Genomic DNA, 26559 nt, shown 5'->3' on the forward strand with positions numbered 1-26559 from the left:
TCCTTTGTCAACAATGAAATCTTAGGCATGAAACCCCTCAATCCGTTCATACATTATAACAAAACTGTACGGAGGGCTTTTTTTATGAGCTCCAAAACAAAAATCGTTGTTTTACGAATGAAAGAAATCATCTACACTGCAATCTTTGTCGGTCTTGGAATCCTACTCATTACTTTATTTTTAGTCATGTTCCGCCCGAAGAAGGATATTATCCCGACTTCTGGTGATCCTGTGCACTATGTTCCGGGAATGTATTCTTCTGTCATCACCCTGAACAGCCAGGATATCAACGTAGAGGTTTCGGTAGACTCCAAAAAAATCACTTCCGTTACCCTGGTTCCCTTAAGCGAAGCCGTTACCACCATGTATCCTTTGATGCAGCCCGCAATGGATAACCTGTCCCAACAGATTATTAAAAACCAGTCCACAAAGAACATCTCCTATTCAACTGAAACCCGCTACACTTCGGGCGTGCTTTTAAAGGCCGTGGATCAGGCTCTTTCAAAGGCGCAGATAACCGAATAAGGCCGGGGATTGTATTTTTCCATTTGAGACAGTATAATGGAAGAAAAGAATACATAATTACTTGAATGAGGAAACACCCTACGGGTATACCTCTATGCCCGGAAAGCATGGGCTGGAAAGAGGAAACGGATATGAACCAGAATGCGGTCACAAAAGATACACTTAAGCAGAATCAGATTACAGAGGGAGTGATTTGGAAACAACTTCTTCTGTTTTTCTTTCCCATTTTATTTGGAACTTTTTTTCAGCAGCTTTATAATACCGCCGACGCAATCATCGTGGGCCGGTTCGTGGGAAAGGAAGCGCTGGCAGCCGTAGGAGGCCCTACAGGACCCCTTATCAATTTATTGATCGGGTTCTTCATAGGGCTTTCTTCCGGTGCCGGGGTCATCATTTCCCAGCTTTACGGAGCCAGACAGAAAGAACAGGTGAGCCAGGCGGTCCATACCGCAATGGCTTTTTCCATGTTATGCGGCGCCTTTCTGATGGTTGTGGGCATCCTGGCGGCTCCCTATGCCTTAATGGCCATGGGAACACCTGATGAGATCTTACACTATGCGGTCCTGTACATGCGGATCTATTTTGTGGGAGTGATCCCAAATCTTGTTTACAATATGGGAGCAGGGATCTTAAGGGCCATTGGAGACTCTAAACGGCCTCTTTATTTCCTCATTGCAAGCTGCTTCACCAATGTCATCCTGGATATCATATTCGTGGTTTACTGGAACATGGGTGTCATGGGAGCTGCCCTTGCCACCATCATTTCCCAGTTGGTCAGCGCCGTTCTTGTGATCCTGGTTTTAGTAAGGACAAGGGAAGCTTACCGTCTGGTGCCAAAGGCCATCAGGGTTGACCGGGACATGCTGCTGCGCATTATAAGGATCGGATTTCCTGCAGGACTGCAATCGGTTATGTACTCCTCCTCCAACATCATCATCCAGTCCAGCGTCAATGCTCTGGGAACAGACACCATAGCCGCCTGGACAGCCTATGGAAAGATCGACAGCGTGTTCTGGATGATCATCAGCGCCTTCGGCATCTCCATCACCACCTTTGTGGGCCAGAACTACGGAGCCGGGAAAAGAGACCGGATCTACAAAGGGATCCGGGTCTGCATGATCATGAGTTTTGCTTCCACTGCCGTGCTCAGCGTACTCCTCTATGCCTTTGGAAATTACGTTTACCTGCTGTTCACCACCGACGAGGCAGTCATCCAAAAGGGAACACAAATACTCCGTTACCTTGCTCCCACCTTTTTCACCTATGTCTGCATAGAGATTTATTCCGGTTCTCTCCGGGGTGTAGGCGACTGCTGGATTCCCATGATACTTACCAGCCTTGGCGTATGTGCCCTCCGGGTGGTCTGGATCTGCGTGGCAGTTCCCTTACGCCCTGCCATTGAAACCGTGATTTTCAGCTATCCCTTGACCTGGGCTGCCACTTCCCTGCTGTTCATTGTATATTTTAACTGGTTCGGCAAACTGAGGAAAAAACGGTTTCCCGCTCTTTTTAAGAAAAAATCGTCATAAAGTCCGCTGCCGTTTTAAAGAAAGGCCAGGGTCATTCCAAGGGAGCCCTGTAAAATGTTCCGTAAAACTGCTGGGTCTTAAACATGTTTACAATCACGTGCTCATCCACCTCATGAAACAGGGCCACAATGTCGGCCACCTCATAGGAAGACACCACAGTATGAAGAAGGTACATCTTCTTCTTGCTGTAGCCGCCCACCGCATCCACACAGGAAATGCCGTGCTGGAAGGCTTCTACGTATTTACTTGCAAGCTTTGGTCCATGGACGGTGGTGATTTGAAGGGTGACCCTGTCATACCTGTGATGAAAGGTGGAAATGACTTTTGTCCCTACAAACTGGAACAGAATGGAATACCCTGCGTAATCCCACCCGAAGATCATTCCGAAAATACATAGCAGCAGCACATTTCCTACAAAAACCTCAGACCAGATGGAATTGCCCGTCTTATTTGATACATACAATGCGATAAAATCCGTTCCCCCGCTGGAAGCATTGCCCCGAAGAGCCAGGACAATTCCAAAGCCATAGAGGACTCCGCCGTAAATAACGTTTAAAAGCCTGTCTTCGAATATGGGTGAAAAGTTAAATATCCTTAAAAATGCACTGGCCAGAAATACCTGCATCAAAGAAAAAAAAGTGAACCGTTTGCTGATATTCCTGCTGCAGGCCCATGCAACAGGAATGTTTAAGGCGATCATTCCCACGGAAGTGGAAATATTAAATCCATACAGGGACGTTACCCTGTCCACCAAAATCGCAATTCCTGTAAATCCTCCCGACAGAAGGCCCGCAGGCTTAATAAATGCCTGGATCACAAAGGTTTGTAAAAGTGCGGAGACCACAACTGCCAGGGTTGTCATCACATTTCGGAAACGCTTATCTCTCCTCAGTTTTTTCCACATAAAACTCTTCCTCCTCATTTCCTCATTTTCGCCCAGCTTCTCAATGGCATAAAGGTATCCCTGGAAGGGATTTTTTGATATTATATGTAAATCCTTCACTTGTATCAATATTTTTTAAATTAATAGAGGATTGCCCTTCCCCCACAGAAGGCAATCCCCCGTCACGATCAAAAACCGTCACATTATTCTGTTTCTGCTACCTGGCATCCCCATGCCAAAATCATGTACCCTAGGAACTCCTTTGTGCTTCTCACATGGACGATAATACCATCTATTGCCTAAAAAGTCAATGTTTTTAGTACATTTTACTAAAAATCTTTTTAAATAAAAGGATTATTATCATATCTTTTTCATACAAAATTGTGATGAAAGTCTTTGTTATACGTACAGAATTTATAAAACATAATTTCATGAAAAGTGCGCATACTCTCCTTATTAGCGCCCGGCATTGCAGTCATAGAAGATATGCCTGCAAGATGTTTCGTTATTCCTGCCCGGCACTTTGAGATTTTCGCTATTTTATTCGTAAGGAGATAATCGACATGGAATTTTCCAACAGCCTTTCCAATAACATGAACCACTTAAACACAAAGCTGGATGTAGACGGAAACTTTGACTTAGTCTACCGGACCTTTTATATCGGGGAACGGGAAGCCTGTCTTTACTTCGTTGAAGGATTTACTCAGAGTGATGTGTGGCAGAAGCTCCTGGACAGTTTTTCTTCCATTAAAGCGGAGGATATCCCCCCGGATGCCCATGAATTTTCCAAAAGGTACCTCCCTTATGGTCAGGTGGGCCTTGTAAAAGACGAAGAAACCATGATCAGGCAGCTTTTGACGGGAATATCCTGCCTGTTCATCAACGGTTACGACAAATGCCTGACAGTGGACTGCCGCAGTTATCCGGCCAGAAGCGTTTCAGAGCCGGAAAAAGACAAGGTCCTCAGAGGATCAAGGGATGGTTTCGTGGAAACCCTGGTTTTTAACACCGCCCTTATCCGTCGCAGGATCCGTGATCCCAAGCTTACCATAGAAGTCATGAATGCCGGGGAAAGCTCCCATACGGATATCGCCATCTGTTATTTCAAGGGACGGCATGATGAAAAGCTTCTCGCCATGATCAAGGGACGGATCAACAAGCTTAAGGTGGATGCCCTGACCATGAATCAGGAAAGCCTTGCGGAGTGCCTCTATCCTCATAAATGGTTCAACCCTTTCCCAAAATTCAAATACTCCGAGAGGCCCGATACTGCCGCCGCTTGCCTGCTGGAGGGGAACATCATCATCCTGGTGGACAACTCCCCCTCTGCCATGATTTTGCCGTCTTCAGTCTTTGACATCATTGAGGAAGCCGACGACTATTATTTTCCGCCTGTTACAGGTACCTATCTGCGGCTGTCCCGCCTGGTCATTTCCATTCTGACCCTGTATTTGACGCCTACGTGGCTGTTTTTTATGCAAAACCCGGAATTGATCCCCTCCTGGCTGCGATTCATCCGCCTGTCGGAAGAACCCCAGGTTCCCTTGATTTTCCAGCTTTTGATCCTGGAATTTGCCATTGACGGACTCAAGCTTGCCGCAATCAACACCCCAAGCATGCTGACCACCCCCCTCAGTGTGATCGCCGGTATTGTACTGGGTGAATATTCCGTAAAATCCGGCTGGTTTAACAGTGAGACCATGCTTTACATGGCCTTTGTGACCGTTGCCAACTATTCCCAGTCAAGCTTTGAACTGGGCTATGCTTTTAAATTCATGCGAATGATCATGCTGATCTCCACCGCCTTATTGAATTTCTGGGGATTTGTGGCAGGAGTGGCCCTTTCCATATTGGCCGTGGTGTTTAACAAAACCATTGCAGGGAAAAGCTATATCTATCCCTTGATTCCCTTGCAATTATCAGAGCTGAAGAAGCGGTTTTTCCGGGGGCGGCTCCCTCACAAGGAAAAATAGCAGGACACTTGATTTCTTCCCTTCCCTATACTACAATAAAGGGCAAGGAGGATGCCATGAAAATCGTTATCATTGACGGGCAGGGCGGAAAAATGGGACAGTCCGTCATTGCCCAGCTTAAAAAATCCTTTCCCAAGCTACCGGTCATTGCCATTGGGACCAATTCCATCGCCACTTCCGCCATGCTAAAGGCCGGAGCTGATGCAGGAGCCACCGGCGAAAATCCTGTCCTTGTGGCAAGCCGGGATGCGGATGTCATCATCGGACCCATTGGGATCGTCATTGCCGACTCTCTCTTAGGAGAGATCACCCCTGCCATGGCAGAGGCTATTGGAAAAAGCCGCGCCTACAAGATCCTTATACCGGTGAACAGGTGCAATCATTATGTGGTGGGCTGTGAAGACTTAAGTTTAACGGAATCCATTGCCCTGGTAATCAAACAGGTGGAGAATCTTTTATGATCTCCACCTGTTTTTACTTTAAAAATATTCAATTCACTATCCGATTCATGGAACGGCTGATCCTGACTACTCATCAATGCTGTAGTTTGGTGCTTCCTTTGTAATATGAATGTCATGGGGATGGCTTTCCTTAAGGGAGGCCGCTGTAATTTTAATGAACCTTGCTGTTTCCTGCAGGGTTCTGATCTCCCTTGCCCCGCAATATCCCATACCGGAGCGTAAACCGCCCAGCAACTGGAATACAGTATCCTCTACCATTCCTTTATAGGCTACACGGCCTTCCACGCCTTCCGGAACCAGCTTCTTGGCATCGCTCTGGAAGTAGCGGTCCTTGCTGCCGTTTTCCATGGCGGCAATGGAACCCATGCCCCTGTATACCTTGTATTTTCTTCCCTGATACAATTCAAAGGTTCCCGGGCTTTCGTCACATCCGGCAAACATGCTTCCCATCATACATACGCTTCCGCCTGCGGCAATGGCCTTTGTCAAATCTCCGGAATACTTGATTCCTCCGTCAGCAATAATGGGAACGCCGTACTCCTTAGCCACTTCATAGCAGTCCATAACAGCCGTGATCTGGGGAACACCGATGCCTGCTACCACACGGGTGGTGCAGATGGACCCTGGCCCGATTCCCACCTTCACCGCATCAGCTCCTGCCTCTATGAGGGCCTTTGTAGCATCTCCGGTTGCCACATTCCCTGCAATCACTGAAAGTTCCGGATAAGCCTCTTTGATCATTCTCACGCACCGGAGAACGTTTTCAGAATGGCCGTGAGCGGAGTCTAAAACCACCGCATCCACCTTTGCCTTTACCAGAGCGCCCACACGGTCCAGCACATTGGATGTGATCCCTACGGCTGCTCCGCAAAGAAGCCTTCCCTGGCCGTCCTTTGCGGACAGAGGGTATTTGATCTGCTTTTCAATATCCTTAATGGTAATAAGGCCCTTTAAATTAAAATCAGCGTCAACAATGGGAAGCTTTTCCACCCTTGCCTTTGCAAGAATCTTCTTTGCCTCCATGAGAGTAATGCCTTCCCTGGCTGTTACCAGGTTTTTTGAAGTCATACACTCCTTGATCTTCCGGCTAAAATCCTCCTGGAATTTTAAATCCCGGTTGGTAATGATGCCCACCAGCTTTTTTCCTTCTGTGATCGGCACTCCGGAAATGCGGAACTTGCCCATAAGCTCATCCGCATCCTTTAATGTATGTTCCGGAGAAAGATAGAATGGATCCGTTATGACGCCGTTTTCTGACCTCTTTACCTTATCAACCTCTTCTGCCTGCTCCTCTATGGACATATTCTTGTGGATGATACCGATCCCCCCCTGTCTTGCCATGGCAATGGCCATGCGGTGCTCGGTAACGGTATCCATGCCGGCACTCATAAGCGGGATATTGAGCTTGATGGTTTTTGTAAGGTTGGTCGCTAAATCAACCTGATTAGGAATAACTTCTGAATAGGTCGGAACTAACAGTACATCATCAAAAGTAATGCCTTCGCCAATAATTGTACCCATTAATTTTTCCTCTCCTTCTTTATTTTTTTATTAATATCACTAATAAGCCTTTTGGCTTATTAGTTACATAGTTTAACAAATTTTGCAAGGGTTGTCAACGGACATTTTCCTGTTTCATTCCGTCCTGGGTGGACAGTAAAAGAAACCAGGCGGTCTTTTACAAAACCGCCTGGTTTCTTATTCTTTTATACTTCTTTTACAACCTTACGGGGAGCTGTCATCCTCATACATTGAAGCAGCTTATCGTTAGGCTCAAATATAATCTTGGTGGTCTCAGCACCGGACTGGCTGATCAGGGTATAGGTCTTTGCTCCCGGTGCATGGGAAGAAAAATCCAGTACCTTCATATTCTTTGTTTCCCGGTCCCTGGCCTCTGTGGAGCCGGTGGGGGCAACGATCTGTATCCCTTCCATAGAGCCTTCCCAGGCTTTCTTTCTCTTGCTTCTGCCGTAGATCCGGTCAATGGAAAGATTGTTGGTCACATACAGATATTCAAATTCCACCTCACTGTTGCGGAATACAAAGTATGTACCCCCTACGGCGGCAAGAAGGATGATCACTCCAAAGATTCCGAAAACCGGAGACATGGAGAGGAAAAATGCGATCACGCACAGGATTCCCATCGCAATTTTTATCAACATGGTATAGGCTGGAGACTTTCGCTTCACAAGCCATTCTGCATACATTTCATTCATAACGATTTGGGTCCTTTCTTTTCCGCTTTACTGGCCCGGGTTTTCGAGGCATAGAGGGATCCCTGGAAGGGGGAGCCACTGCTGCCCGGCTTTTCGGGAAGGGGGGAGCATGTCCTTTTTTATTGGGTGGGAAGGGATGGGTTTGGTATGAGGGGAGTCCGCAGTGCAGCGAGTAAAGCCTGTGGCTTTACTCGCTCACGAGCGTTCGCCCGATGAAACGGAACATGAAAAATTTTTCTTATGTGCGAGCACAACGAAAAATTTTTCATGCTCCGTTTCGCACTGCTCATCACTTTCGTGAATGTTACATCATATCCATTCCGCCTGGGGTTGGCATTGCGGGGGTTTTTTCTTTAATATTAGCAACAACGGACTCAGTTGTCAATAAGGTAGATGCAACACTGGTTGCATTTTGAAGGGCGCTTCTGGTAACCTTTGTGGGATCCAGGATGCCGGCTTCTACCATGTCCACATATTCTTCCTTATATGCGTCAAATCCGGTTCCTACCTTGGACTCTTTTACCTTGTTGATGATGACGCTTCCTTCAAGGCCTGCATTGGCTACAATGTGGAATAACGGAGCTCCAAGAGCCTTTAAGATGATCTTTCCTCCCGTTCTTTCATCGCCTTCTAACCGGCTTACAAGGTCTTCGATCTCAGTGATTGCATGAACGTAAGCAGAACCGCCGCCTGCGATAACACCTTCCTCAACGGCTGCTCTTGCAGCGGATAAAGCATCTTCCATACGAAGCTTTGCTTCCTTCATCTCGGTTTCTGTTGCAGCACCTACACGGATCACTGCTACGCCGCCGGATAATTTCGCAAGTCTTTCCTGTAATTTTTCTCTGTCAAAATCAGAAGTAGTCTCTTCGATCTGGCTCTTGATCTGGCCGATTCTTGCAGTAATTGCTTCCTTATTGCCGCAGCCGTCTACGATCACGGTATTTTCCTTCTGAACTTTAACGGATTTTGCACGTCCTAAGAGATCAAGGGTTGCATTCTTAAGCTCATATCCTAATTCTTCGGAAATTACGGTACCGCCTGTTAATACGGCAATATCCTGTAACATCTCTTTTCTTCTGTCGCCATAGCCCGGAGCCTTCACACCGATTACATTGAAGGTTCCTCTTAATTTATTAACGATTAAGGTTGTTAAAGCCTCGCCTTCCACATCCTCAGCGATGATGAGAAGTCTTGCGCCGGACTGAACTACCTGCTCTAATAAAGGAAGGATCTCCTGAATGTTTGAAATCTTCTTATCAGTAATAAGAATGTATGGATCATCTAAATTTGCTTCCATCTTTTCCATGTCGGTGCACATATAAGCAGAGATATAACCTCTGTCAAACTGCATACCTTCCACCAGATCCAGTTCTGTCTTCATGGTCTTGGATTCTTCAATGGTAATAACGCCGTTGTTGGAAACCTTCTCCATAGCGTCTGCTACCATCTCGCCCACTTCATCATCTGATGCGGAAATAGCAGCAACTCTTGCGATGGATGCCTTGCCCTTGATCGGCTCGCTCATCTTTGCAATTGCTTCTACTGCTGCTTCTGTAGCTTTTTTCATACCCTTTCTTAAAACGATAGGGTTTGCACCTGCTGCCAGGTTCTTCATTCCTTCATTGATCATAGCCTGAGCTAAAACAGTTGCTGTAGTAGTACCGTCACCGGCTACGTCATTGGTCTTTGTGGCAACCTCTTTTACAAGCTGAGCACCCATGTTTTCAAAGGCATCCTCCAGCTCGATCTCCTTTGCAATGGTAACACCATCGTTTGTGATCAAAGGTGAGCCAAAAGATTTATCCAGTACAACGTTTCTTCCCTTGGGGCCTAATGTTACACGAACGGTATCTGCTAACTGATTAACTCCGGACTCCAGTGCTTTTCTGGCATCAACGCCATATTTGATCTGTTTTGCCATGATTCATTCCTCCAGTTTTCTTCATAAAATGAAAATACGTATTATCTAAAATCAGACTTTATGATTTCGCTATTGCTTTTTTAATTATTCGATCACTGCTAAAATATCATTCTGCTTCACGATTACATATTTCGTATCGTCTTCTCCGGTCTCTATCTCTGTTCCTGAATATTTTGAGAAGATTACTTTATCGCCCACCTTAACCTGCATGGTAACTTCCTTGCCGTCTACCAGACCGCCAGGTCCTACTGCGATGACTTCCGCCTGCTGCGGCTTTTCTTTTGCCTGCCCCGGCAGAACAATACCGGACTTTGTTGTCTCCTCTGCAACCAATGGTTTTAACACAACTTTGTCAAATAATGGTACTAATTTCATTGCAATTCCTCCTCATAGCTTTCTGCTTATTATTTCTTTCTTTTGGCCTTCCGAAAGAAGTTTTATTTTATTCACATACTAAGTTATATCACTCATTATTAGCACTGTCAATAGTTGAGTGCTAACTTTATATTTTTTTTACATTTTTTCCATATTTGTGGGATTTTTTCCTTTACCTACATAGTTTATAGAAATTTTCTTATTATATACCTTTATTTTTTTCTATGAACGTATTACAATAACAGAGAATGAGAGCCTTACAGGCGTACCATTGTGCCCAAAAGCATAGGCCGGGAAAAAAAACGCCGTGCAGGCGTACCGTTATGCCCAAAATTCATGGGCAGTAATTATAAAAATGCCTTGCAAGCATAACGTTATGTCCAGAATATATGGGCGGTAATAAGGAAAGGAGTGTTTCAAATGGCAAAAAAAAGTAATGGGTTTGGGAAATTCGTGGCACTGGCCACTATCGCTGGCGTTGTAGCCGCCGGTATCTCTTATTTTACGAAATACAAATCCTTCCATAAGGAACTGGAAGAAAATTTCCACGATTTTGAAGATGAGGGGAATGACGACATTTCCAAGATTGACAGCACGATGAACCGCAACTATGTTTCCTTACATGCCAATAAGGATGAATTTAAGATCGCTGCTTCTGATATGGCAGACGCTGCCAAGGATGCGGTGAGTGCGGCAAGAAATCTGGTAAAGGATGCAGCAAGCATTGTCTCCGATACGGCAAAGGAAGCAGCTAATGCTATGGCATTTACCGCAAAGGACATGTTTGAATCCGCAAAAGATCAGACAGATACGTTTTTAGATGACGAAGAAGATAGGGAAGACGGCGGCTTGGATTACGCTGCCGGAGCTGCAGACCGTCTGGCGGAAAAAGCCGAAGACACAGCAGATTCTTTAAAAGAAACAGCAGAAACGGCTGCTGAGGCAGCAAAAGAAGCGGCAATGGATGGGATTGAGGCGGCAAAGGAAGCTGCGCAATCTGCCGGAGAGGCGATTAAGGATCTGGCCGATGAAACCACTACCATTGTGGAAGAGGAAATGGATTAAAATATTTTAGCAGAATATTGGAAAAGCCACTGGAAAGCAATGCTCTGCAGTGGCTTCTTTTACAGGTTATTTTTATATAGGATAAGGAAGACCGTTGCTCTGATTCTTCCTCCTAATCTCCTCACATCATCTTAAAAACTGCGAATCACCACTTCATTCAGGCGCTTTAGAATCTCACAAGCCAGCCGTACGCCGTTCTGATAGTCCTCATAGGACGAAATTCCGTAATGGGTATGAGCATACCGTACCGGTATTCCGATCACAATTGTAGGCACCCCCTGATTGGACAAATGAATGGCCGCCCCGTTGGTTGCGCCGGCCCGGCGGACTGCCTCCTGTACCGGAATCCCAAGCTCTTTGCACAAGTTCAGGGCATACCCCTGAAAACGTGGATTGGTAATCATCCGGGCATCAATATGCCGGAGCATCGGTCCCCGCTTAATGGCTGTCTGTACCTCATAAGCTGCCACGCAGGTATCATCCGCCGGACAGCCTTCAAATACAATTGCGATATCCGGCTTAATCTGCCTGCTGGTCAGACTGGCGCCGCGGACACCTACTTCCTCCTGGGAAGCAAATCCCCCGATCACATCCACATCCAGCTCCGTTCCTTCCAGCTCCTGCAAGGTGCTTATAATAGAAGCACAGCCCAACCGGCAGTCAAAGCTCTTGCCTATCATCAGATCGTGTTTTTCCTGGTATTCAAAGGTTACATCCGGTGCAATCGGCGCTCCGATCCGGATATGAAATTTTTCAATCGCTTCTTCCTGTGATACGGCTCCGATATCCACGGTGATATCCCGGATATCTAAAGGTGCATTCCGCTGGGCCTCAGTCATATAGTGAGGCGGTGTGCTGGCGGTAATCCCCGGTATATACTCCCCGTCTGCAGTTCTCACCCAGACCCGGTGTGCCGGAATATTGCTGGTTATCCAACCTCCTAAAGGTATCATCTGCAGAGTTCCGTCCGGGCGGATTGCCTGCACCATGAAACCTACCTCATCACTGTGAGCATCTAACTGGACTTTCATCCTTCCGCCCTTATTTTCCTTCCGGTATATGTAAAGATTACGCAGGCTGTCTTCCTCAAGTCTCCCCAGCCCATCTGCGTGTTTCCTGACTGTTTCCACCACCAGATCCTCAAATCCGGATACCCCATTGGCATCTGATATCGCTCCGATCATCTGCAACGTCTGGTTCTTATCCATTCCGCACTCTCCTTTGTCAAATATACTATAGTTTTACTGTCTTCAGCTCCTCAATCAGATCCACGACATAATCTGCAGTCGTCTGAATCATCTCTTCCCCCCATTCTACCGTTGCCGTATTGGGATGATCCGGTCCGATCCAGCCATTGTCCGTCACTTCAGGTGTGGAACGCAAAATTTCAAACTCTACTCCTTTGAAGCGAATGGAGCGGAAACCGGTAGCCACCAGATTCTCATTGATATTTTCCAGTTCCAGGGGACCGCCGATTTCTGAAACATCAACCAGAGCCGGATCCACAGCCATAACGCCTGCAGTTTCCTCTCCGCCGCCATGACCGCCCTTCCAGGCCGGATTCATATCCCATGCCATCAGCCACCAGTTTAACATCACAACCATGGCTCCTTTTTTCCGAAAGTCCAGTCCAACCCGTTCAATCACCTTAATATTTCCGCCGTGACCGTTAAGTACAAGAATCCTTCTGGCTCCGTGACGGTACAGGTTGTCAATCACCTGATACAAAAATTGATACAGCACCTCTATGTCAATATTCACAGTGCCCGGATAATCCTCCAGCGACTGGCAGGCTCCATAAGGGATGGTAGGCGCAATCAGAATATCATTTTTTGCTTCGATCAGTTCCAAAATCCGATTCGGTACCATGGTATCCGTTCCTAAAGGCAGATGTCTGCCGTGACACTCAATGCTTCCTATGGATACCAGCACCATATCATTTTCTTTAAAATACTGCTCTGCTTTGGGCCAGGTTAAATTTGCTAATCTCATCTTATCGTCTCCTGAATTTCAACATATTTGATTTCTAAATAAATCAAGAGGATATGCTTACATATCCATTTGATTCACTGATTCAAGGTTAAAAGATGATTTTCTTTCAACCTTATAAACATCAGAAAGCAGGCAGAGTACCGCATGGTATGCAGCACCCACCTGTTCTTTTATCCGTGTGTTTCCACAACATTATTTTGCTACTTTTACCTGATCTAACTTATGGTATCCAATGGGATCTATAACAAAGTTCTCTACTTGTGCACTGGCACCTGCCGTGATAGAGCTATAGTAAATGGGGGCATTGTTGCCGATTTCTTTTAGCTTAACCGCCAGATCCTCATAGGCCTTCAAACGAACCTTTTCATCTGCACTGCTTCTTCCGGTTTCAATCAGCTTGTCAACTTCCGGATCATTGATAAAGGAACGGTTCCCTGCTGATCCCTGCTGACTGGAATGCTCCAGAGAATAATAGGTATAATCTGCATCGGTGGTTGATGTCACCCATCCAAAGTAGCCCATGTCATGCTCTCCCGCCGAAGTACGGGAGATAAAGCTTCCGAATTCCATTACCTCTACATTGCAGGTGATGCCGACATCCTGAAGCATAGCCTGGATTGCCTGACAGATCTCAACCCGGGCCTGATTATCATTTACCCAGATGCTGGTGGTAAATCCATTGGGATAACCGGCTTCTGCCAGTAATTCTTTTGCTTTTTCCGGATTATATTCATAGGCACCGGGACTGTGGTAGCCAAATACCAATGGAGCGATGATCGCATCCGCAGGCTGACCGGCGCCGCAGGCAATGGTATCAATCAGCGTCTGGCGGTCTATGGCATAGTTAAGTGCCTCTCTGACTTTTGCATTGTCAAATGGTACCTTATTCATATTCATTGAGATATAGTAACAAGACAGTGACGGTGCCTCAAACAGCGTCAGCTTAGGATTTTCATCAATCTTTGCCATATCATTTGGCAGGATATCATAGGCCAGATCGACTTCACCTGTTTCCAGTGCAATCGTTCTCTGGGATGCCTCAGGAATAACGCGCATTACCAGATTCCTGGTTGCTGCCGGAGTTCCCCAATATCCGTCAAATGCTTCCAGCCGGGCAGAATCTCCCTGTTTCCACTCAGCAAATTTGTAGGGACCGGAACCAATGGGATGAAGCTTAAATCCCTCTTCATCCTGCTCTATTGCTTTCTTTGGAACAATTGCAGCGAAGGGAACAGACAAATTACGAAGTGCCGGTGCATATGGGGCATCCAGGGTAATTTCCACCGTATACTCATCCACTACATTGACAGTATCAATAAAATCTACGATATAAGACACTGCTGCAGATTTAATTGCCCGGTCCAGAGAAAATTTCACATCCTCTGCTGTCATTTGGGAACCATCATGAAATTTCACATCCTGGCGAAGCTTAAATACATAACTGGTATCAGAAGTCTGCTCCCAGCTTTCTGCCAGTGAAGGCTCCAGTTCACCGGTCTCAGGATTTACCACTGTCAAGGTATCAAAGATATGTTTGGTTACCTGAACAGCCGTAGTTTCTTTTCCCTGATGAGGATCCAGAGATGTGATATCTGCGCCCTGAGCCCAGGTCAATGTGTCTTTGTACTCCCTTAAGCCTGTATCTGTCCCTCCTTGGGCACTTTTGCCGGACGTCTGGGTATTGCCCGGTTCCGTCTTGTTTGCGCCGGAACTGCTGCACCCTGCAGCAGAAACAGCGATTGCAGCTATTAGTGTCAAACCTGCAATTTTTTTCCATGTTTTTTTCATACCATAACTCCTCTCTTTTTTTATAAACACTGGACTATTCCAGAATCTATCCTGCTATGTATTCTGAACCATCTGACAACTGACAAAATGCCCAGGCTCCATTTCTTTTAATACCATTTCCTGTCTGGTACATACCTCGCTGACATAGGGGCAGCGTTTGGCAAACCGGCAGCCCGGTTCGGGGTTGATCGGCGATGTCAGCTCCCCTTTCATGGGAATACGTTCCATCTTAAAATCCGGATCCGGCACAGGAATTGCTGATAAAAGCGCCCGGGTGTAAGGATGCATCGGCTTTTCAAACAGCTTCCTGGCCGGAGCCATCTCCACCATCTGCCCCAGATACATAACCAGAATGTCCGTGGCAAAATGCTTTACAACCGATAAATCGTGAGTGATGAACAAATAGGTCAGATGCAGTTCATCCTGAAGATCCTGCATCAGATTTAAAATCTGCGCCTGGATGGATACATCCAGCGCCGATACCGGCTCATCACAGACAATAAACTTGGGATTTACCGCCAGGGCTCTGGCAATACCGATCCTCTGCCGGCGTCCGCCATCCAGTTCATGAGGGTACACATTCACCAGACGTTTTGCCAAACCCACCAGATCCATAATTTTATCTACCTGGGTATAAATTGCCGGATCTTTGGCTTTATAAAGCCCCTGAACCAACAGCGGTTCCATAATCGCTTCGCTTACAGACATCCGGGGATTTAAGGAAGCAAAAGGATCTTGAAAGATCATCTGCATGTCCTTTCTTAATTCCTTTAACCGCTTTCGGTCATAACCGGTAATATCCTTTCCCTGAAAATACACGCTTCCTGCAGTTGGTTCATGCAGGCGTAAAATCGTACGTCCCATGGTGGATTTTCCGCATCCGGATTCCCCTACCACTCCCAAGGTTTCACCTTCCCGGACAGAAAAGTTCACATCATCCACTGCATGCAGCATCCCGGCAGGCGTGTGAAAATATTTTTTAAGTCCCTCTACCTTCAGCATCTCTTTGTTTCCCTGCATGTTATTTACCTCCCTGCCCATTTCTGTAACGGAAACACCGAACCTGATGAGTTCCCTCAAGGGCGGTCATCGGAGGGATATTGGATTTACATTCTTTGAAAGCATACTTACAGCGCTCATAGAATTTACATCCCTCCGGCATTCTGGTCGGGTCCGGCATCATCCCTTCAATGGCCTGCAGCCGCTTTACATCCGCTGTCAGACTGGGGATGGATCCGAACAATCCTTCTGTGTAGGGGTGACTGGTATCTTTATAAACTTCCCGGAGACTTCCATATTCTATAATCTCTCCGGCATACACAATCGCCACATAATCGCAGTTCTGTGCCACGACCCCCAGATCATGGGTAATCAGCATCATGGATGTGTCATTCTCCGATTTTAATTTGTAAATCATATCCAGCACCTGTGCCTGGATGGTTACATCCAGTGCCGTCGTCGGCTCGTCGGCAATCAGAAGCCGGGGATTGCATGCCAGCGCAATCGCAATTACCACACGCTGCTTCATACCGCCGGAAAACTGATGGGGATATTCCTGGAACCGTCCTGCCGGAATGCCTACACGCTCCAGCATATCTTCTGCCTGCTTCTGCGCTTCTTTGGGAGTCAGATGATTATGCTGTGCAATCACTTCCATAATCTGTTCCCCCACTGTCAGTACCGGATTTAATGAGGTCATGGGATCCTGAAAAATCATGGATATATGCTGTCCCCGGATTTCCTGCATCTCCTTTAAAGAAAGAGACAAAAGGTTCTTTCCTCCATATAATACTTCTCCGCTTACAATCTTTCCGGGCGGTGTGGGGATCAGACGCATAATTCCTTTTGCAAGGGTCGTCTTTCCTGCACCGGTTTCGCCTACAATTCCCAGAGTTTCGCCCACTCCGATCCTGATATCAACGTCATTTAATGCCTGTACAACTCCGTCTTCCGTCTCATACCGGATCGTCAAATTTTTAACTTCCAGCAATGTGCTGCCTGCCATAAGTTGTCCTGCCTTTCTCCTGTTAAGGATTTAATCTTTCAGTCTGGGATCCAGGGCATCGCGAAGACCGTCTCCCACCACATTCAGAGCCAGAATCGTCAGCATGATCCCCAGTCCCGGAATCACTGTCACATGCCAGGAATCACGGATATAGCTTCTGGCATTGGAGAGCATAGCTCCCCATTCCGGCGTCGGCGGCTGTATTCCCAGACCCAGGAAGGACAGACCTGCAATGGACAGAATCGCTCCGGCAATGCTTAATGTTATCTGAACAATGATCGGAGCCATGCAATTGGGAAGTACATATTTATAAATAATCCTTAAATCACTGCAGCCAATCGCTTTGGCAGCTTCTATGTACTCCTGGTCCTTCACAGTCAGAACCGGTGCCCGAACGGTTCTCGCAAAGGTGGGAATATAAGCAATGGAAATAGCCAGGAGCACATTCACCAGGCTGGTCCCCAGAGCCGCAACAATGGCAATGGCCAGCAGCATGGAAGGAATGGCCAGCAAAATATCCATGAAACGCATAATCAGGTTATCCGCACCTTTTCCATAATAGCCTGCAGCCGCCCCCAGCATCCCGCCAAAGATACAGGAAACAGAAACTGCCACGGTTCCCATAAACAGGGAATAACGGGTTGCCCACAGCATCCGCAGCAGCATGTCCCTTCCAAACTCATCCAGACCAAAAGGATGGTTCAGACTGGGGGGTAAAAGTCTGCCTGTCAGATTCTGCTTTACCACATATGACAGATAAACTGATTTATTGGTAACCAGGTCAATTACCGAAGTAGCGACTGCGATAATGACCAGTAAAAAAATAAAACACAATCCCGCCATTGCCAGATGGTTCTTTTTAAAACGTCTCCATGCCTCAGCCCAGAGAGATCTTTGTTTTTTTCCTTTCATTAGCCGCACCTACTTTCTCTTATACTGGGATTTAATACGCGGATCTACAAAAGCATAGACAATATCCACTGCCAGGTTTACAACCGTAAACATAACTGCCAGAAAGATTACAGATCCTAGAACCAGAGGAATATCCTTTGATTTAATGGCCTCTACCATAAGCCGTCCCAGACCAGGCCAGGAAAATACGGTCTCTGTCAGCATGGCTCCGCCAAGAAGAGTACCAAACTGAAGTCCTACCGCCGTAATAATCGGAATCATTGCATTCTTCAGCATGTGACGGTAGGTGATGGTCTTTTCCGATACACCTTTGGCGCGGGCCGTATCAATATAATCCTGCCGGATCACCTCCAGCATGGAAGAACGTGTCATACGGGTAATGGTTGCCGCCGCACTGGTTCCCAGTGTAACTGCCGGCAAAACCAGACTTTTAAGAAGGGGAACAAAGCCCTGCCCCATTCCCTGGGACGGAAGCCAGCCAAGCTTTAAGGCAAACACAATAACCAGCAGAAGTCCCATCCAGAAGCTGGGCATGGATACCCCGATCAAGGCAGTTACCATTGAAATATTATCCAGTGCAGAATACTGATTCTTGGCTGATATAATTCCTACGGGGATCCCGATTGCCAGCGCCACCAGAATCGCCGCAACTGCCAGGATCGCTGTGTTCGGAAACCGGCTGATTACCTGATCCCACACATTTAAACTGTTTTTGTAAGATGTTCCCAAATCACCGTGAAGCATATTCACAAGATAGCGGCCATAGCGAATCAGCAGGGGATCATTTAATCCCAGTTCCTCACGCTTCATAACCAAGGCTTCTGCCGAAGCCTGGTCTCCCAGAATAATCGCCGCCGGATCACCAGGCGAGAGATTCAGGATGAAAAACACAATAAAGGTGACTCCAATAATAACTGGAATTAACATCAGAAGCCGTTTGATAATGTACTTATACATATTCCTTCTCCTCATAATTATATAGTCATAGCTTTTCTTCACATTATCTTAATTAAAAGCCATGCAGTTTAAGATGCCGTAGATTCGCGTATTCTCTCGTCCTTGACGGTTTCAGATAGACTCCGGCTATAATTTCTTTCTTAATCAGTTAAATGCCTAATTCTTATCCAAAAGCAGCTACATTAAGGACAATCAATCAGCAACTGAATAGGAAAAATAACTTTTATTCTGTTTCAATTCTCATACTACCTTGTCAATCCATTCATCATGCTGTCTTTAAGTTAATAATTTATCTGAAATCCACTTCTGCATTTCATTAAAAAACCTTCATTTTAAGTATAGAATTAAACGGTCAATGCCTATATGTAGATATTAAAATAGAGCCTGCCTGAGCAGACTCCGCACGTGACGCCTTTGTCATCGCACATTGAAATTAACAGTTTACACTATTGATTTCCATTCATCAACAAAACCGGATTTGATTTTGCCCCTCTATTTTATTAGGGAAAGTATAAAACAATCTTAATTAATTGTCAACAATATTATTTATTATATAACAATATTTTTTATTTACTTACATTTTTTGTTGTTTGTAATATCTGTTTCTGATATAATAAATTAGTGGGTGTTAATATTTAAATGAGCAATCAGACAATATGTCAAGGTAATTACACACCTTGTAAAAGATAGAAAATTTCAAAAGCCTAAAGCTGCCTTATTCAGGCAGGGTATCACTCATATATCAGTGCATTTCAGAACAATGGATTACATGAAAACCAAATAAAATAAATGCAAGTACTGATAAATTGCTATTGGACTTAAAGAGGAAAACTAACATGAAAATTATTGGCGGTTATTTCAGCTTTGAAAAGCTGGCAGAAACAGAGAACCACTTTTTTGAAGAATTATGTCCGGATTCAGGGGATCTTTCCTTTTTGATGTCTGGCCGATGTGCCATCTATTATGCTCTGGAAGACATTATGCTGACTGATCATAAGCGAGTTGCTTATGTTCCCATTTATACCTGCGAGACCGTTCTGGCTCCTTTCGAAAAAGCGGGATACCAACTGCTTTTTTATGATGTTGACCGGTCCATGACACCGGTATTTGATCCGTCAGTCCTTAATCAGATCAGCGTTCTTTCCCTATGTGGTTACTATGGTTTCTGCACCTATGACAGAGAATTTGTCCGTTTATGCCGGGAATGTGGTGTCCGCATAATAGAAGATACCACCCATTCCATCCTTTCATTGGATGGCATTGATCCCTGTTGTGATTATATCGTAGGGAGTCTACGCAAATGGATCGGTATACCCTCAGGTGGTTTTGCAGTTAAAACCCATGGTCATTTTACAAAAAAGCTGCTGAAACCAGCATTCACTCACCTGGCTATGCGAACAGCAGCCATGGTTGAAAAAGAAACCTGGAGTCATTCTTCTGACCCAGAAGCAGCCCAAAAACTGGCTGCGGCAACCTCAGTATTCTGGGATGCAGAACTAATGCTCCGACGGATGTTCGATTCCTATGAAAGTGATCCGGAATCAATCAATATTATGAAACACATTGATATCAATACCATCCGCCGGAAACGTCAGGAAAATTATCGTTATCTCCTGGAACACCTGATGCCCTCGCCGGATCTGACCATAGTTTTTCCAGTCCTTGCAAAAGAAACTGTCCCCAGTCACTTTCCTCTCTTTGCAGAAAACCGGAAACAAATTCAGGACTATTTGAAAGCTTACGGTGTAAGCAGCACTGTATATTGGCCCATTGCTTCAGTTATTCAGTTAACCGGCCATCCTAATGCGGCATATATCTATGACCATGTGTTTTCCATTCCCTGCGATCAAAGATACGGACTAAAGGAAATGGAGTATATTTGTCATCTTCTGAATCAATATTCCAAACAGGCAAATTCCGTAGAATATTAAAAAAATCAGAGATCCCTGACTACTGTCAAAAGATCTCTGATTTTTAATTAATTAGGTATAATTTGGACTTGTTTCATAGCTCCTGGTAAAATAAAGTCACCACACAAAATTTCACAATTTGCAAAAATCCTTAAAAGTACCTTTTAATTTATCATTCTGTTGTTTTTATGAAAAAAATAACTCTTTATTCTCCATCTTCATACCAATGCGGTAAATCCGCTCTCCTGTGGCCTGATAATGGTTATCCAGTGCCAGTTTGGACTTTTCCAAATCTCCTGCCCTTAGCACTTCTAAAAGTTCTTTGTGAATTTCATATGTGGATGTTGGCCCGTTAACAATATACTTTTCTTTCAAAAATTCATTCATGATACTGTTATTCCTGCTGTTTCTTGCAGTCAGAAACATGGCGCCATTCATAGGACTCATACTCTCCCACAATTTTATCAGCCGCTCCATCTGGGCGGACTTAAGAATCTGTTTATGAAACAGTTCGTCACAGCTAACCAAACGGGGCATCTCCTCCAGTTCATCCTCACAGATCATCCCTTCCAGTGCCTCTTCCATCAGAAATATAGAGTCTTTTTGAAGATGTCCGTCACATAATTCCAAAGCTATCTTTTCCAAACTGCCCCTAAGAAAAAATATCTCATATGCTTCCTTAGGAGAGAGAAGAGTCACGGTACAACCTTTATTGGCTTCATACTCTACAAAACCTTCATGCATCAAAATTTTTAACGCTTCCCGCACAGGCCCCCTGCTCATCCCCAGTTTCTCTGCAATCTCCTGCTCTACGATTTTTTCCTTATGACTGAACTTTCCCTGAAGAATCTCTTGACGAACATAATTGGCTGCAATCTGAGAAAGATTTTCTTTCTTATCTATTGCCATGTTTCATAATTTCCTTTCCTTAAAAATTTCTTATCCTGCTTTATGAGTATCATGCCCTTACCTCCTCATTATAACTGTTTTAGCCATCTATAATTGTTGATGCTTCAGACTTGTTTTAGTGACTTTAAGAACAATTATACCCTTACTATGAAATATCGCTCTTTTGATAATGCCCCCGCCCTAATATTGCTGTTCTGAAAAGTTAAGAAATCAATATAACATCTTAATCATGTCCTCCGTTAATTTCTGGTCTGTATAAACAAGTATGTTATCAAAGCATGAAAAGCAATGAATGGTTTCTGTCCAATATGGTTCATATTGACAGTTTCCTTCATGGATATGTGGTTGGTATTGGTTTCATAACTTCTTTTTCTTATGACATTTTAAATTAGTATATCACAATTTATATTTACAATCATCTCCTTTTTTCATCCAGACTCTTAACTTTCTATATATTAATAATTTTTTTCAACTACTGTGATTTCAACTGTTTCTATATTGATTTCTGTAATGTTCTATGACTATCCATTACTGGAAGGTAATATTTCCTATCCTGCATTGACTGACTTCCTTCCTCTCTAAATTTCAGAAAAAATATTACAGGCCAAAGCCCATAACCTGTGAAAAAAGGCCACTGGAAAGCATACGCTCCTCAGTGGCCTTTTTTCACAGGTTATTTTTCATACAGGAATTCTTCCGGCAGATTCACCTTAAAATCCATTGCCAGGTCACGGAAGTTCTGGGAGGTGATGGTCTGAAGCTTATGGGGACGGATAGAAAGCACCTTAACAAGGATTTCAGCAGACTTTTCCACCGTATGCATAAGGCCAAAGGTCAGGTCAAAATCCGCTCCGGAAACAAATAAGCCGTGATGAGCCCAGACAGCCACATCGTATTTCTTCATCAGCTCACTGGTTGCCACCGCGATATCACGTCCGCCCGGCACCATCCAGCCGACCACACCTACTCCATCAGGAAAAACCACCGGACATTCCGTAGCCATCTCCCATAATTCCCGGGTGAAGACTTTATCCTCTAAGGGAAGAACAAAAGTTAGGGCAATCACATTGGCAGGATGGGCATGGTAAATTACCCTGTGGGTTCCGGCCGCAGCCTCCTTTTTTACTTCATGGTTCATGAGATGGGAGGGAAGCTCACTGGTAGGACGCCCGCCGTTTACCACCCCCCAGCGGATTCTGTAATTCTCACCGCTTTCATCTACCTCAATAATGCAAATATTTGCTTCCGGATCCAGGATCACGTTGCGGAAATATTTCCCGCTTCCCGTCACCATGAAATACTCTCCTGCCAGCCCTTTTACACAGGTCCCGATGGGTTGCCAGGGATTTTCATCCCTAAAGTCTTCTCGCACCGATTCCACCTCTGACGCCTTGATGCGGTAGCTTAAATTACCGCCGTTTCTCTCATGCCAGTTCTGATGGAAGCCGTCGTCACACAGGCGGATAAAGCCTTTTACAAATTCAGTATCTAAAATCCTCATATTCTCTTCTCCTTATTTCCGGTTAAGCAGCACTTCTTTTTCGTATTTGCGTATTTCTTCAAACCAGTCTCCCTTTGCCGGAACTCCGTTTATCTCGCAAAAGTAGTTCCATACATCTCCCACAGGATAAAGCTTAAGTTCCTCCTGAACCATCATCTGTTCCGTGAAATTGCGTTCCTCCTGTAATTTTGCAAGCATTTCATCAGGAAGAAGAAGGGCATTTAACAAAGCCTTCTGCATGTTGCGCATTCCCACAATCCAGGCACTTAAACGGTTGATGCCTGCATCAAAGAAATCAAGGCCTAAAAGAACACGGCCGGCTCCGCCCCGTATGATTTCCTTTGCGATCTCCTTTGTTTCGTCATCAAACAACACCACATGGTCGCTGTCCCACCGCACCGGCCTTGTCACATGAAGGGCCACCTTGTCAAAGAACAGGAGCATGGAAGAAATCTTATCAGACACCATTTCCGTGGGATGATAATGGCCGCTGTCCAGCAGACAGAGGATATCATTCTTGGAAGCGTAATTCATATAAAATTCATGGGAGCCAACCGTACAGCTTTCCAAGCCGATCCCAAATACCTTGGATTCTACGGCTACATATACCTTGGTCTTATGGTAATCCATGGAAAGGATCTGATCAAGAGAATCCTTTAACCGCGCTCTTGGGGAGGTACGGTCCGCCGGAATATCTTTAAACCCGTCAGGAATCCAGATGTTCATGGTACATGGACTCCCCTGCTCCTTGGCAAAATATTCGGAAATGCGGATGCAGGCCTGCACATGTCTGATCCAGAAGCTGCGTATTTCCTCGTTTTCACTGGATAAGGTAGCGTTCTCCGCCTTTGGATGGGAAAATAAGGTGGGATTAAAGTCAATGCCGATCCCTCTTTCCCTTGCAAATTCCACCCATTTTGCAAAGTGCCTGGGTTCTAACTGATCTCGGTCCACCCATTCCCCCTCTTCAAAAATGGCGTAGCTTGCGTGAAGGTTGATTCTGTGCTTTCCCGGAATCAGGCTCAGTGCCTTATCCATGTCACGCATCAACTCCTGGGGATTTCTCGCCCTGCCCGGATAATTGCCCGTGGCCTGTATGCCGCCTGACAGCCCGCCGGCCCCGTCAAATCCAATTACATCATCTCCCTGCCAGCAGTGCATGGAGATAGGAATCTTTTTCAATGCCTCCACCGCCTCATCCGTATTTACTCCAACGGCCCTGTAAGCTTCCTTTGCTGCTTCATATTTTTCCTTTATTGTCATGGCTCTCTTCTCCTTTTCCTAATTCCTGCCCGGCCTCTTAGGACAGGGCCAGCCCCGCTTTATGGGGTGTAAAGGGATCCCTGGAAGGGATTTCCTGTGATCTGTTTCAATCCAGATGAAATACCGGCTTTAAACCAACGGAAACCGGGCTGTTATCCGGGTTAGTTTTCATGATGTCAGCCATATAATCCCACCATTTCCGGTTAATGGGCGTATCCGCTGATTTTGCCCATTTCTCTTCATCCTCCATCTCAATATATCCGTAAAGAACATTGGTTTCCTCATCTAAGAAAATAGAATAGTTATGTCCCCCGTGCTGGCTGATCATTTCCTTCATTTCAGGCCAGAGTAAATTGTGCCTTTTCTCGTATTCCTTGGCCATTCCTTCATTTAAATACATTTTAAAAGATTTCCTTATCATACCGTTTCCTCCATTCTGTCCATGTTTTTTGGACATAAAGGGATACCCGAAGGGTGTTTCCTCCATTTCATGGCAGCTTATTGCCGGGTTTATACTCATTTACGGCAAAGGATCGGTATACTGCTTCCCTTGCCTGTTTTAAGTCCTTAAATTCTCCGGCAGCCAGCATCTGGGCCAAAAGATTTCCAATGGCAGTGGCTTCTCCCGGTCCGGCATAAACGGTCCGGCCGGTGCGGTCTGCCGTCAGTTGGTTCAAGTACTCTGCATTAGAGCCTCCTCCTACCACATGAATGGCTGGATAGGTCTTTCCAGTAATAGATTCCAGCTCCTTCACCGTATTTTCGTAGCAGGCTGCAAGGCTGTTGTATATGACCGCCGCGATCTGTCCCGGAATCTTTGGCACCTCCATCCCGGACCTCCCGCAGAAATCCTGCACCTCCCTGATCATGCTCTCCGGAGCCAGGAACACAGGGTCATTGCAGTCCACAATGGAAGAGATTTCTTCTTCTGAGGCCTTCCGGCAAAGCTCTGCAAAGGAGTAAGCCTCTCCCTTTTCTTCCAGCTCCTTTTTCACAGACTGGATCATCCAAAGACCCATGATGTTTTTCAAATACCGGAAGCGGTGATCATAACCGCCCTCATTGGTGAAATTTGCTTCCATGCTTTCCATGGAGCAATCCGCCTTAGGAAGCTCCGTTCCCATCAGAGACCAGGTTCCGGAGCTGATGTAAAGGAGATCGCCCATGGAATCCTCTCCGTCTGGAACCAGGGGAACCGCCATGACGGCAGAACCGGTATCATGGGTTGCCGGAATGACCACCTGACAGGAAAACCCTACTTCCTCCTCAATGGCCTTTGTCAATGGCCCCGCTGGTGTTCCCGGCATGGACAATTCCCCAAACAGCCTTTCCGGCAGGCCCAGCTTCCGGATCAGCTCATAGTCCCAGGTTCCGGTTTCCCCATTGACCAGTTGGGTGGTGGTGGCATTGGTATACTCCTGTTTTTTTACGCCTGTCAGCAAATAGTGGAAATAGTCAGGAATCATAAGGAAGGATTCCCCTTTCTCCAGATATTCCGGTGTTTCTTCCCTGACAGAAATAAGCTGGTAAATGGTGTTAAAGATCTGCTTCTGGATGCCGGTTCTTCCATATAAATCTTTTAAGGAAATGATCTCATATAATTTTTCATCCATTCCCTTTGTTCTGTCATCCCGGTATCCTGCTGCATTTCCCAGCATCCGGTTCTCCCCGTCCAAAAGGACAAAATCTACAGCCCAGGTATCGATCCCCATGGCGGCCGGAATCTTCCCAAGCTTCCGGCACTGTTTCATGCCCTCTTTGATTTCGGAAAATAAGGACTCCACATCCCAGCACAAATGCCCGCCCTTCCGTTTCATGCCATTGTTAAACCGGTAAATCTCCTGAAGGGCCAGCTTTCCTTCTCTCACTGTCCCAAGAATATGGCGGCCGCCGGATGCGCCAATATCTACGGCAAGATAGTACTTCTCCATGTAAACCACTCTCCCACTGTTTTCCTCTTTCCTGCCCATGCTTTTTGGGCATAAAGGTATACCCGAAGGGTGTTTCCTCTTTCCTGCCCACGCCTTTTGGGCATAAAGGTATACCCGAAGGGTGTTTCCTCTTTCCTGCCCATGTTTTTGGGGCATAAAGGTATACCCGAAGGGTGTTTCTTGTTTATTGCCCACGCTTTTTCCCCCGTTTAATCGGGTGTAAAGGTATACCCCCAGGGAATTCCTCTTTCTATCATAACGGATTTTCCACAAAAAAATAAGGACGCTGTTTAATTAAAACTGCGTCCTTATTTGCATTATAGGCACTGCAATACCTATATCATCTTCGGTTCTATTGCTCTCACTCACCCGTATATGGTTTTCAACTTTACAACATTTCGGGTTGTTCGTTTGCCGTTCCTTTATCTCATATACAGCAT

Annotated in this window: 23 protein-coding genes; 6 read left to right on the plus strand and 17 right to left on the minus strand. The window is 45.6% G+C overall.

The features are described 5' to 3' along the window. The first annotated feature begins 84 nt into the window (after positions 1-84). On the plus strand, positions 85-525 hold the full coding sequence (locus tag ACYVD3_RS20895) for an FMN-binding protein (protein WP_460644432.1): 441 nt from the start codon (positions 85-87) through the stop codon (positions 523-525). Positions 526-656: 131 nt separating this feature from the next. After that, a complete protein-coding gene (locus tag ACYVD3_RS20900) occupies positions 657-2054 on the plus strand; it encodes an MATE family efflux transporter (protein WP_460644433.1) in 1398 nt (465 codons plus the stop codon). A gap of 31 nt (positions 2055-2085) precedes the next feature. Here ACYVD3_RS20900 and ACYVD3_RS20905 read toward each other — a convergent pair whose 3' ends face one another. Then, entirely contained in the window at positions 2086-2958 is an 873-nt protein-coding gene (locus tag ACYVD3_RS20905; RefSeq protein ID WP_460644434.1) for a YitT family protein, read from the minus strand. 542 nt (positions 2959-3500) lie between these two features. Between ACYVD3_RS20905 and ACYVD3_RS20910 the strand changes: the two genes are divergently transcribed. Both ACYVD3_RS20910 and ACYVD3_RS20915 read left to right on the plus strand, forming a co-directional pair. Further along, on the plus strand, positions 3501-4910 hold the full coding sequence (locus ACYVD3_RS20910) for a spore germination protein (RefSeq protein ID WP_460644435.1): 1410 nt from the start codon (positions 3501-3503) through the stop codon (positions 4908-4910). 56 nt (positions 4911-4966) lie between these two features. Further along, complete coding sequence (locus ACYVD3_RS20915) at positions 4967-5371, plus strand: DUF3842 family protein (protein ID WP_460644436.1); 405 nt, start codon at positions 4967-4969, stop codon at positions 5369-5371. A 66-nt stretch (positions 5372-5437) separates the two neighbouring features. Here the strand turns inward: ACYVD3_RS20915 and guaB are convergent, their stop codons facing one another. From guaB to ACYVD3_RS20935, 4 genes are all read right to left on the minus strand, one after another. Continuing rightward, entirely contained in the window at positions 5438-6892 is a 1455-nt protein-coding gene (gene guaB / locus ACYVD3_RS20920) for an IMP dehydrogenase (protein WP_460644437.1), read from the minus strand. A gap of 185 nt (positions 6893-7077) precedes the next feature. Then, on the minus strand, positions 7078-7587 hold the full coding sequence (locus ACYVD3_RS20925; RefSeq protein ID WP_460644438.1) for a DUF6106 family protein: 510 nt from the start codon (positions 7585-7587) through the stop codon (positions 7078-7080). Positions 7588-7891: 304 nt separating this feature from the next. After that, the gene (gene groL / locus ACYVD3_RS20930; protein ID WP_460644439.1) at positions 7892-9511 is read right to left on the minus strand and encodes a chaperonin GroEL; all 1620 of its coding nucleotides are present in this window, start codon (positions 9509-9511) and stop codon (positions 7892-7894) included. 84 nt (positions 9512-9595) lie between these two features. Beyond that, positions 9596-9886, minus strand: a complete 291-nt coding sequence (locus ACYVD3_RS20935) for a co-chaperone GroES (RefSeq protein WP_460644440.1) — start codon at positions 9884-9886, stop codon at positions 9596-9598. Between the two features lie 420 nt (positions 9887-10306). On the opposite strand from ACYVD3_RS20935, the gene ACYVD3_RS20940 reads away from it, so the two are divergent. Continuing rightward, on the plus strand, positions 10307-10951 hold the full coding sequence (locus ACYVD3_RS20940) for a hypothetical protein (RefSeq protein WP_460644441.1): 645 nt from the start codon (positions 10307-10309) through the stop codon (positions 10949-10951). 131 nt (positions 10952-11082) lie between these two features. Here the strand turns inward: ACYVD3_RS20940 and ACYVD3_RS20945 are convergent, their stop codons facing one another. The 7 genes from ACYVD3_RS20945 to ACYVD3_RS20975 form a co-directional block, all read right to left on the minus strand. Continuing rightward, entirely contained in the window at positions 11083-12159 is a 1077-nt protein-coding gene (locus ACYVD3_RS20945) for a M42 family metallopeptidase (RefSeq protein ID WP_460644442.1), read from the minus strand. Between the two features lie 25 nt (positions 12160-12184). Then, positions 12185-12943, minus strand: a complete 759-nt coding sequence (locus ACYVD3_RS20950) for a creatininase family protein (protein WP_460644443.1) — start codon at positions 12941-12943, stop codon at positions 12185-12187. A gap of 192 nt (positions 12944-13135) precedes the next feature. Next, positions 13136-14731 carry an ABC transporter substrate-binding protein gene (locus ACYVD3_RS20955; RefSeq protein ID WP_460644444.1) on the minus strand — a complete coding sequence of 532 codons (1596 nt, stop codon included), beginning with the start codon at positions 14729-14731 and terminating at the stop codon, positions 13136-13138. 54 nt (positions 14732-14785) lie between these two features. After that, entirely contained in the window at positions 14786-15751 is a 966-nt protein-coding gene (locus ACYVD3_RS20960; protein ID WP_460644445.1) for an ABC transporter ATP-binding protein, read from the minus strand. Position 15752: 1 nt separating this feature from the next. After that, the gene (locus ACYVD3_RS20965) at positions 15753-16736 is read right to left on the minus strand and encodes an ABC transporter ATP-binding protein (RefSeq protein WP_460644446.1); all 984 of its coding nucleotides are present in this window, start codon (positions 16734-16736) and stop codon (positions 15753-15755) included. 30 nt (positions 16737-16766) lie between these two features. Beyond that, positions 16767-17648 (minus strand): ABC transporter permease, encoded by an 882-nt coding sequence (locus tag ACYVD3_RS20970; protein ID WP_460644447.1) that lies wholly within the window; start codon positions 17646-17648, stop codon positions 16767-16769. A 9-nt stretch (positions 17649-17657) separates the two neighbouring features. Further along, positions 17658-18605 carry an ABC transporter permease gene (locus ACYVD3_RS20975; RefSeq protein ID WP_460644448.1) on the minus strand — a complete coding sequence of 316 codons (948 nt, stop codon included), beginning with the start codon at positions 18603-18605 and terminating at the stop codon, positions 17658-17660. 836 nt (positions 18606-19441) lie between these two features. Here ACYVD3_RS20975 and ACYVD3_RS20980 point away from each other — a divergent pair. Beyond that, positions 19442-20536 (plus strand): DegT/DnrJ/EryC1/StrS aminotransferase, encoded by a 1095-nt coding sequence (locus tag ACYVD3_RS20980; protein WP_460644449.1) that lies wholly within the window; start codon positions 19442-19444, stop codon positions 20534-20536. 165 nt (positions 20537-20701) lie between these two features. Here the strand turns inward: ACYVD3_RS20980 and ACYVD3_RS20985 are convergent, their stop codons facing one another. The 5 genes from ACYVD3_RS20985 to ACYVD3_RS21005 all read right to left on the minus strand — a co-directional run bounded on the left by ACYVD3_RS20985 (position 20702) and on the right by ACYVD3_RS21005 (position 26119). Continuing rightward, positions 20702-21424 carry a GntR family transcriptional regulator gene (locus ACYVD3_RS20985; protein ID WP_460644450.1) on the minus strand — a complete coding sequence of 241 codons (723 nt, stop codon included), beginning with the start codon at positions 21422-21424 and terminating at the stop codon, positions 20702-20704. Between the two features lie 673 nt (positions 21425-22097). Beyond that, positions 22098-22925, minus strand: a complete 828-nt coding sequence (rhaD, locus tag ACYVD3_RS20990; RefSeq protein ID WP_460644451.1) for a rhamnulose-1-phosphate aldolase — start codon at positions 22923-22925, stop codon at positions 22098-22100. Between the two features lie 12 nt (positions 22926-22937). Beyond that, positions 22938-24188, minus strand: coding sequence for an L-rhamnose isomerase (locus ACYVD3_RS20995; RefSeq protein ID WP_460644452.1), 1251 nt, complete (start codon positions 24186-24188; stop codon positions 22938-22940). Positions 24189-24294: 106 nt separating this feature from the next. Further along, complete coding sequence (rhaM, locus tag ACYVD3_RS21000; RefSeq protein ID WP_460644453.1) at positions 24295-24609, minus strand: L-rhamnose mutarotase; 315 nt, start codon at positions 24607-24609, stop codon at positions 24295-24297. Positions 24610-24676: 67 nt separating this feature from the next. Beyond that, positions 24677-26119, minus strand: a complete 1443-nt coding sequence (locus ACYVD3_RS21005) for a rhamnulokinase (protein ID WP_460644454.1) — start codon at positions 26117-26119, stop codon at positions 24677-24679. Positions 26120-26559: the final 440 nt, after the last annotated feature.

It is taken from the genome of Lacrimispora brassicae (genome assembly GCF_054772055.1).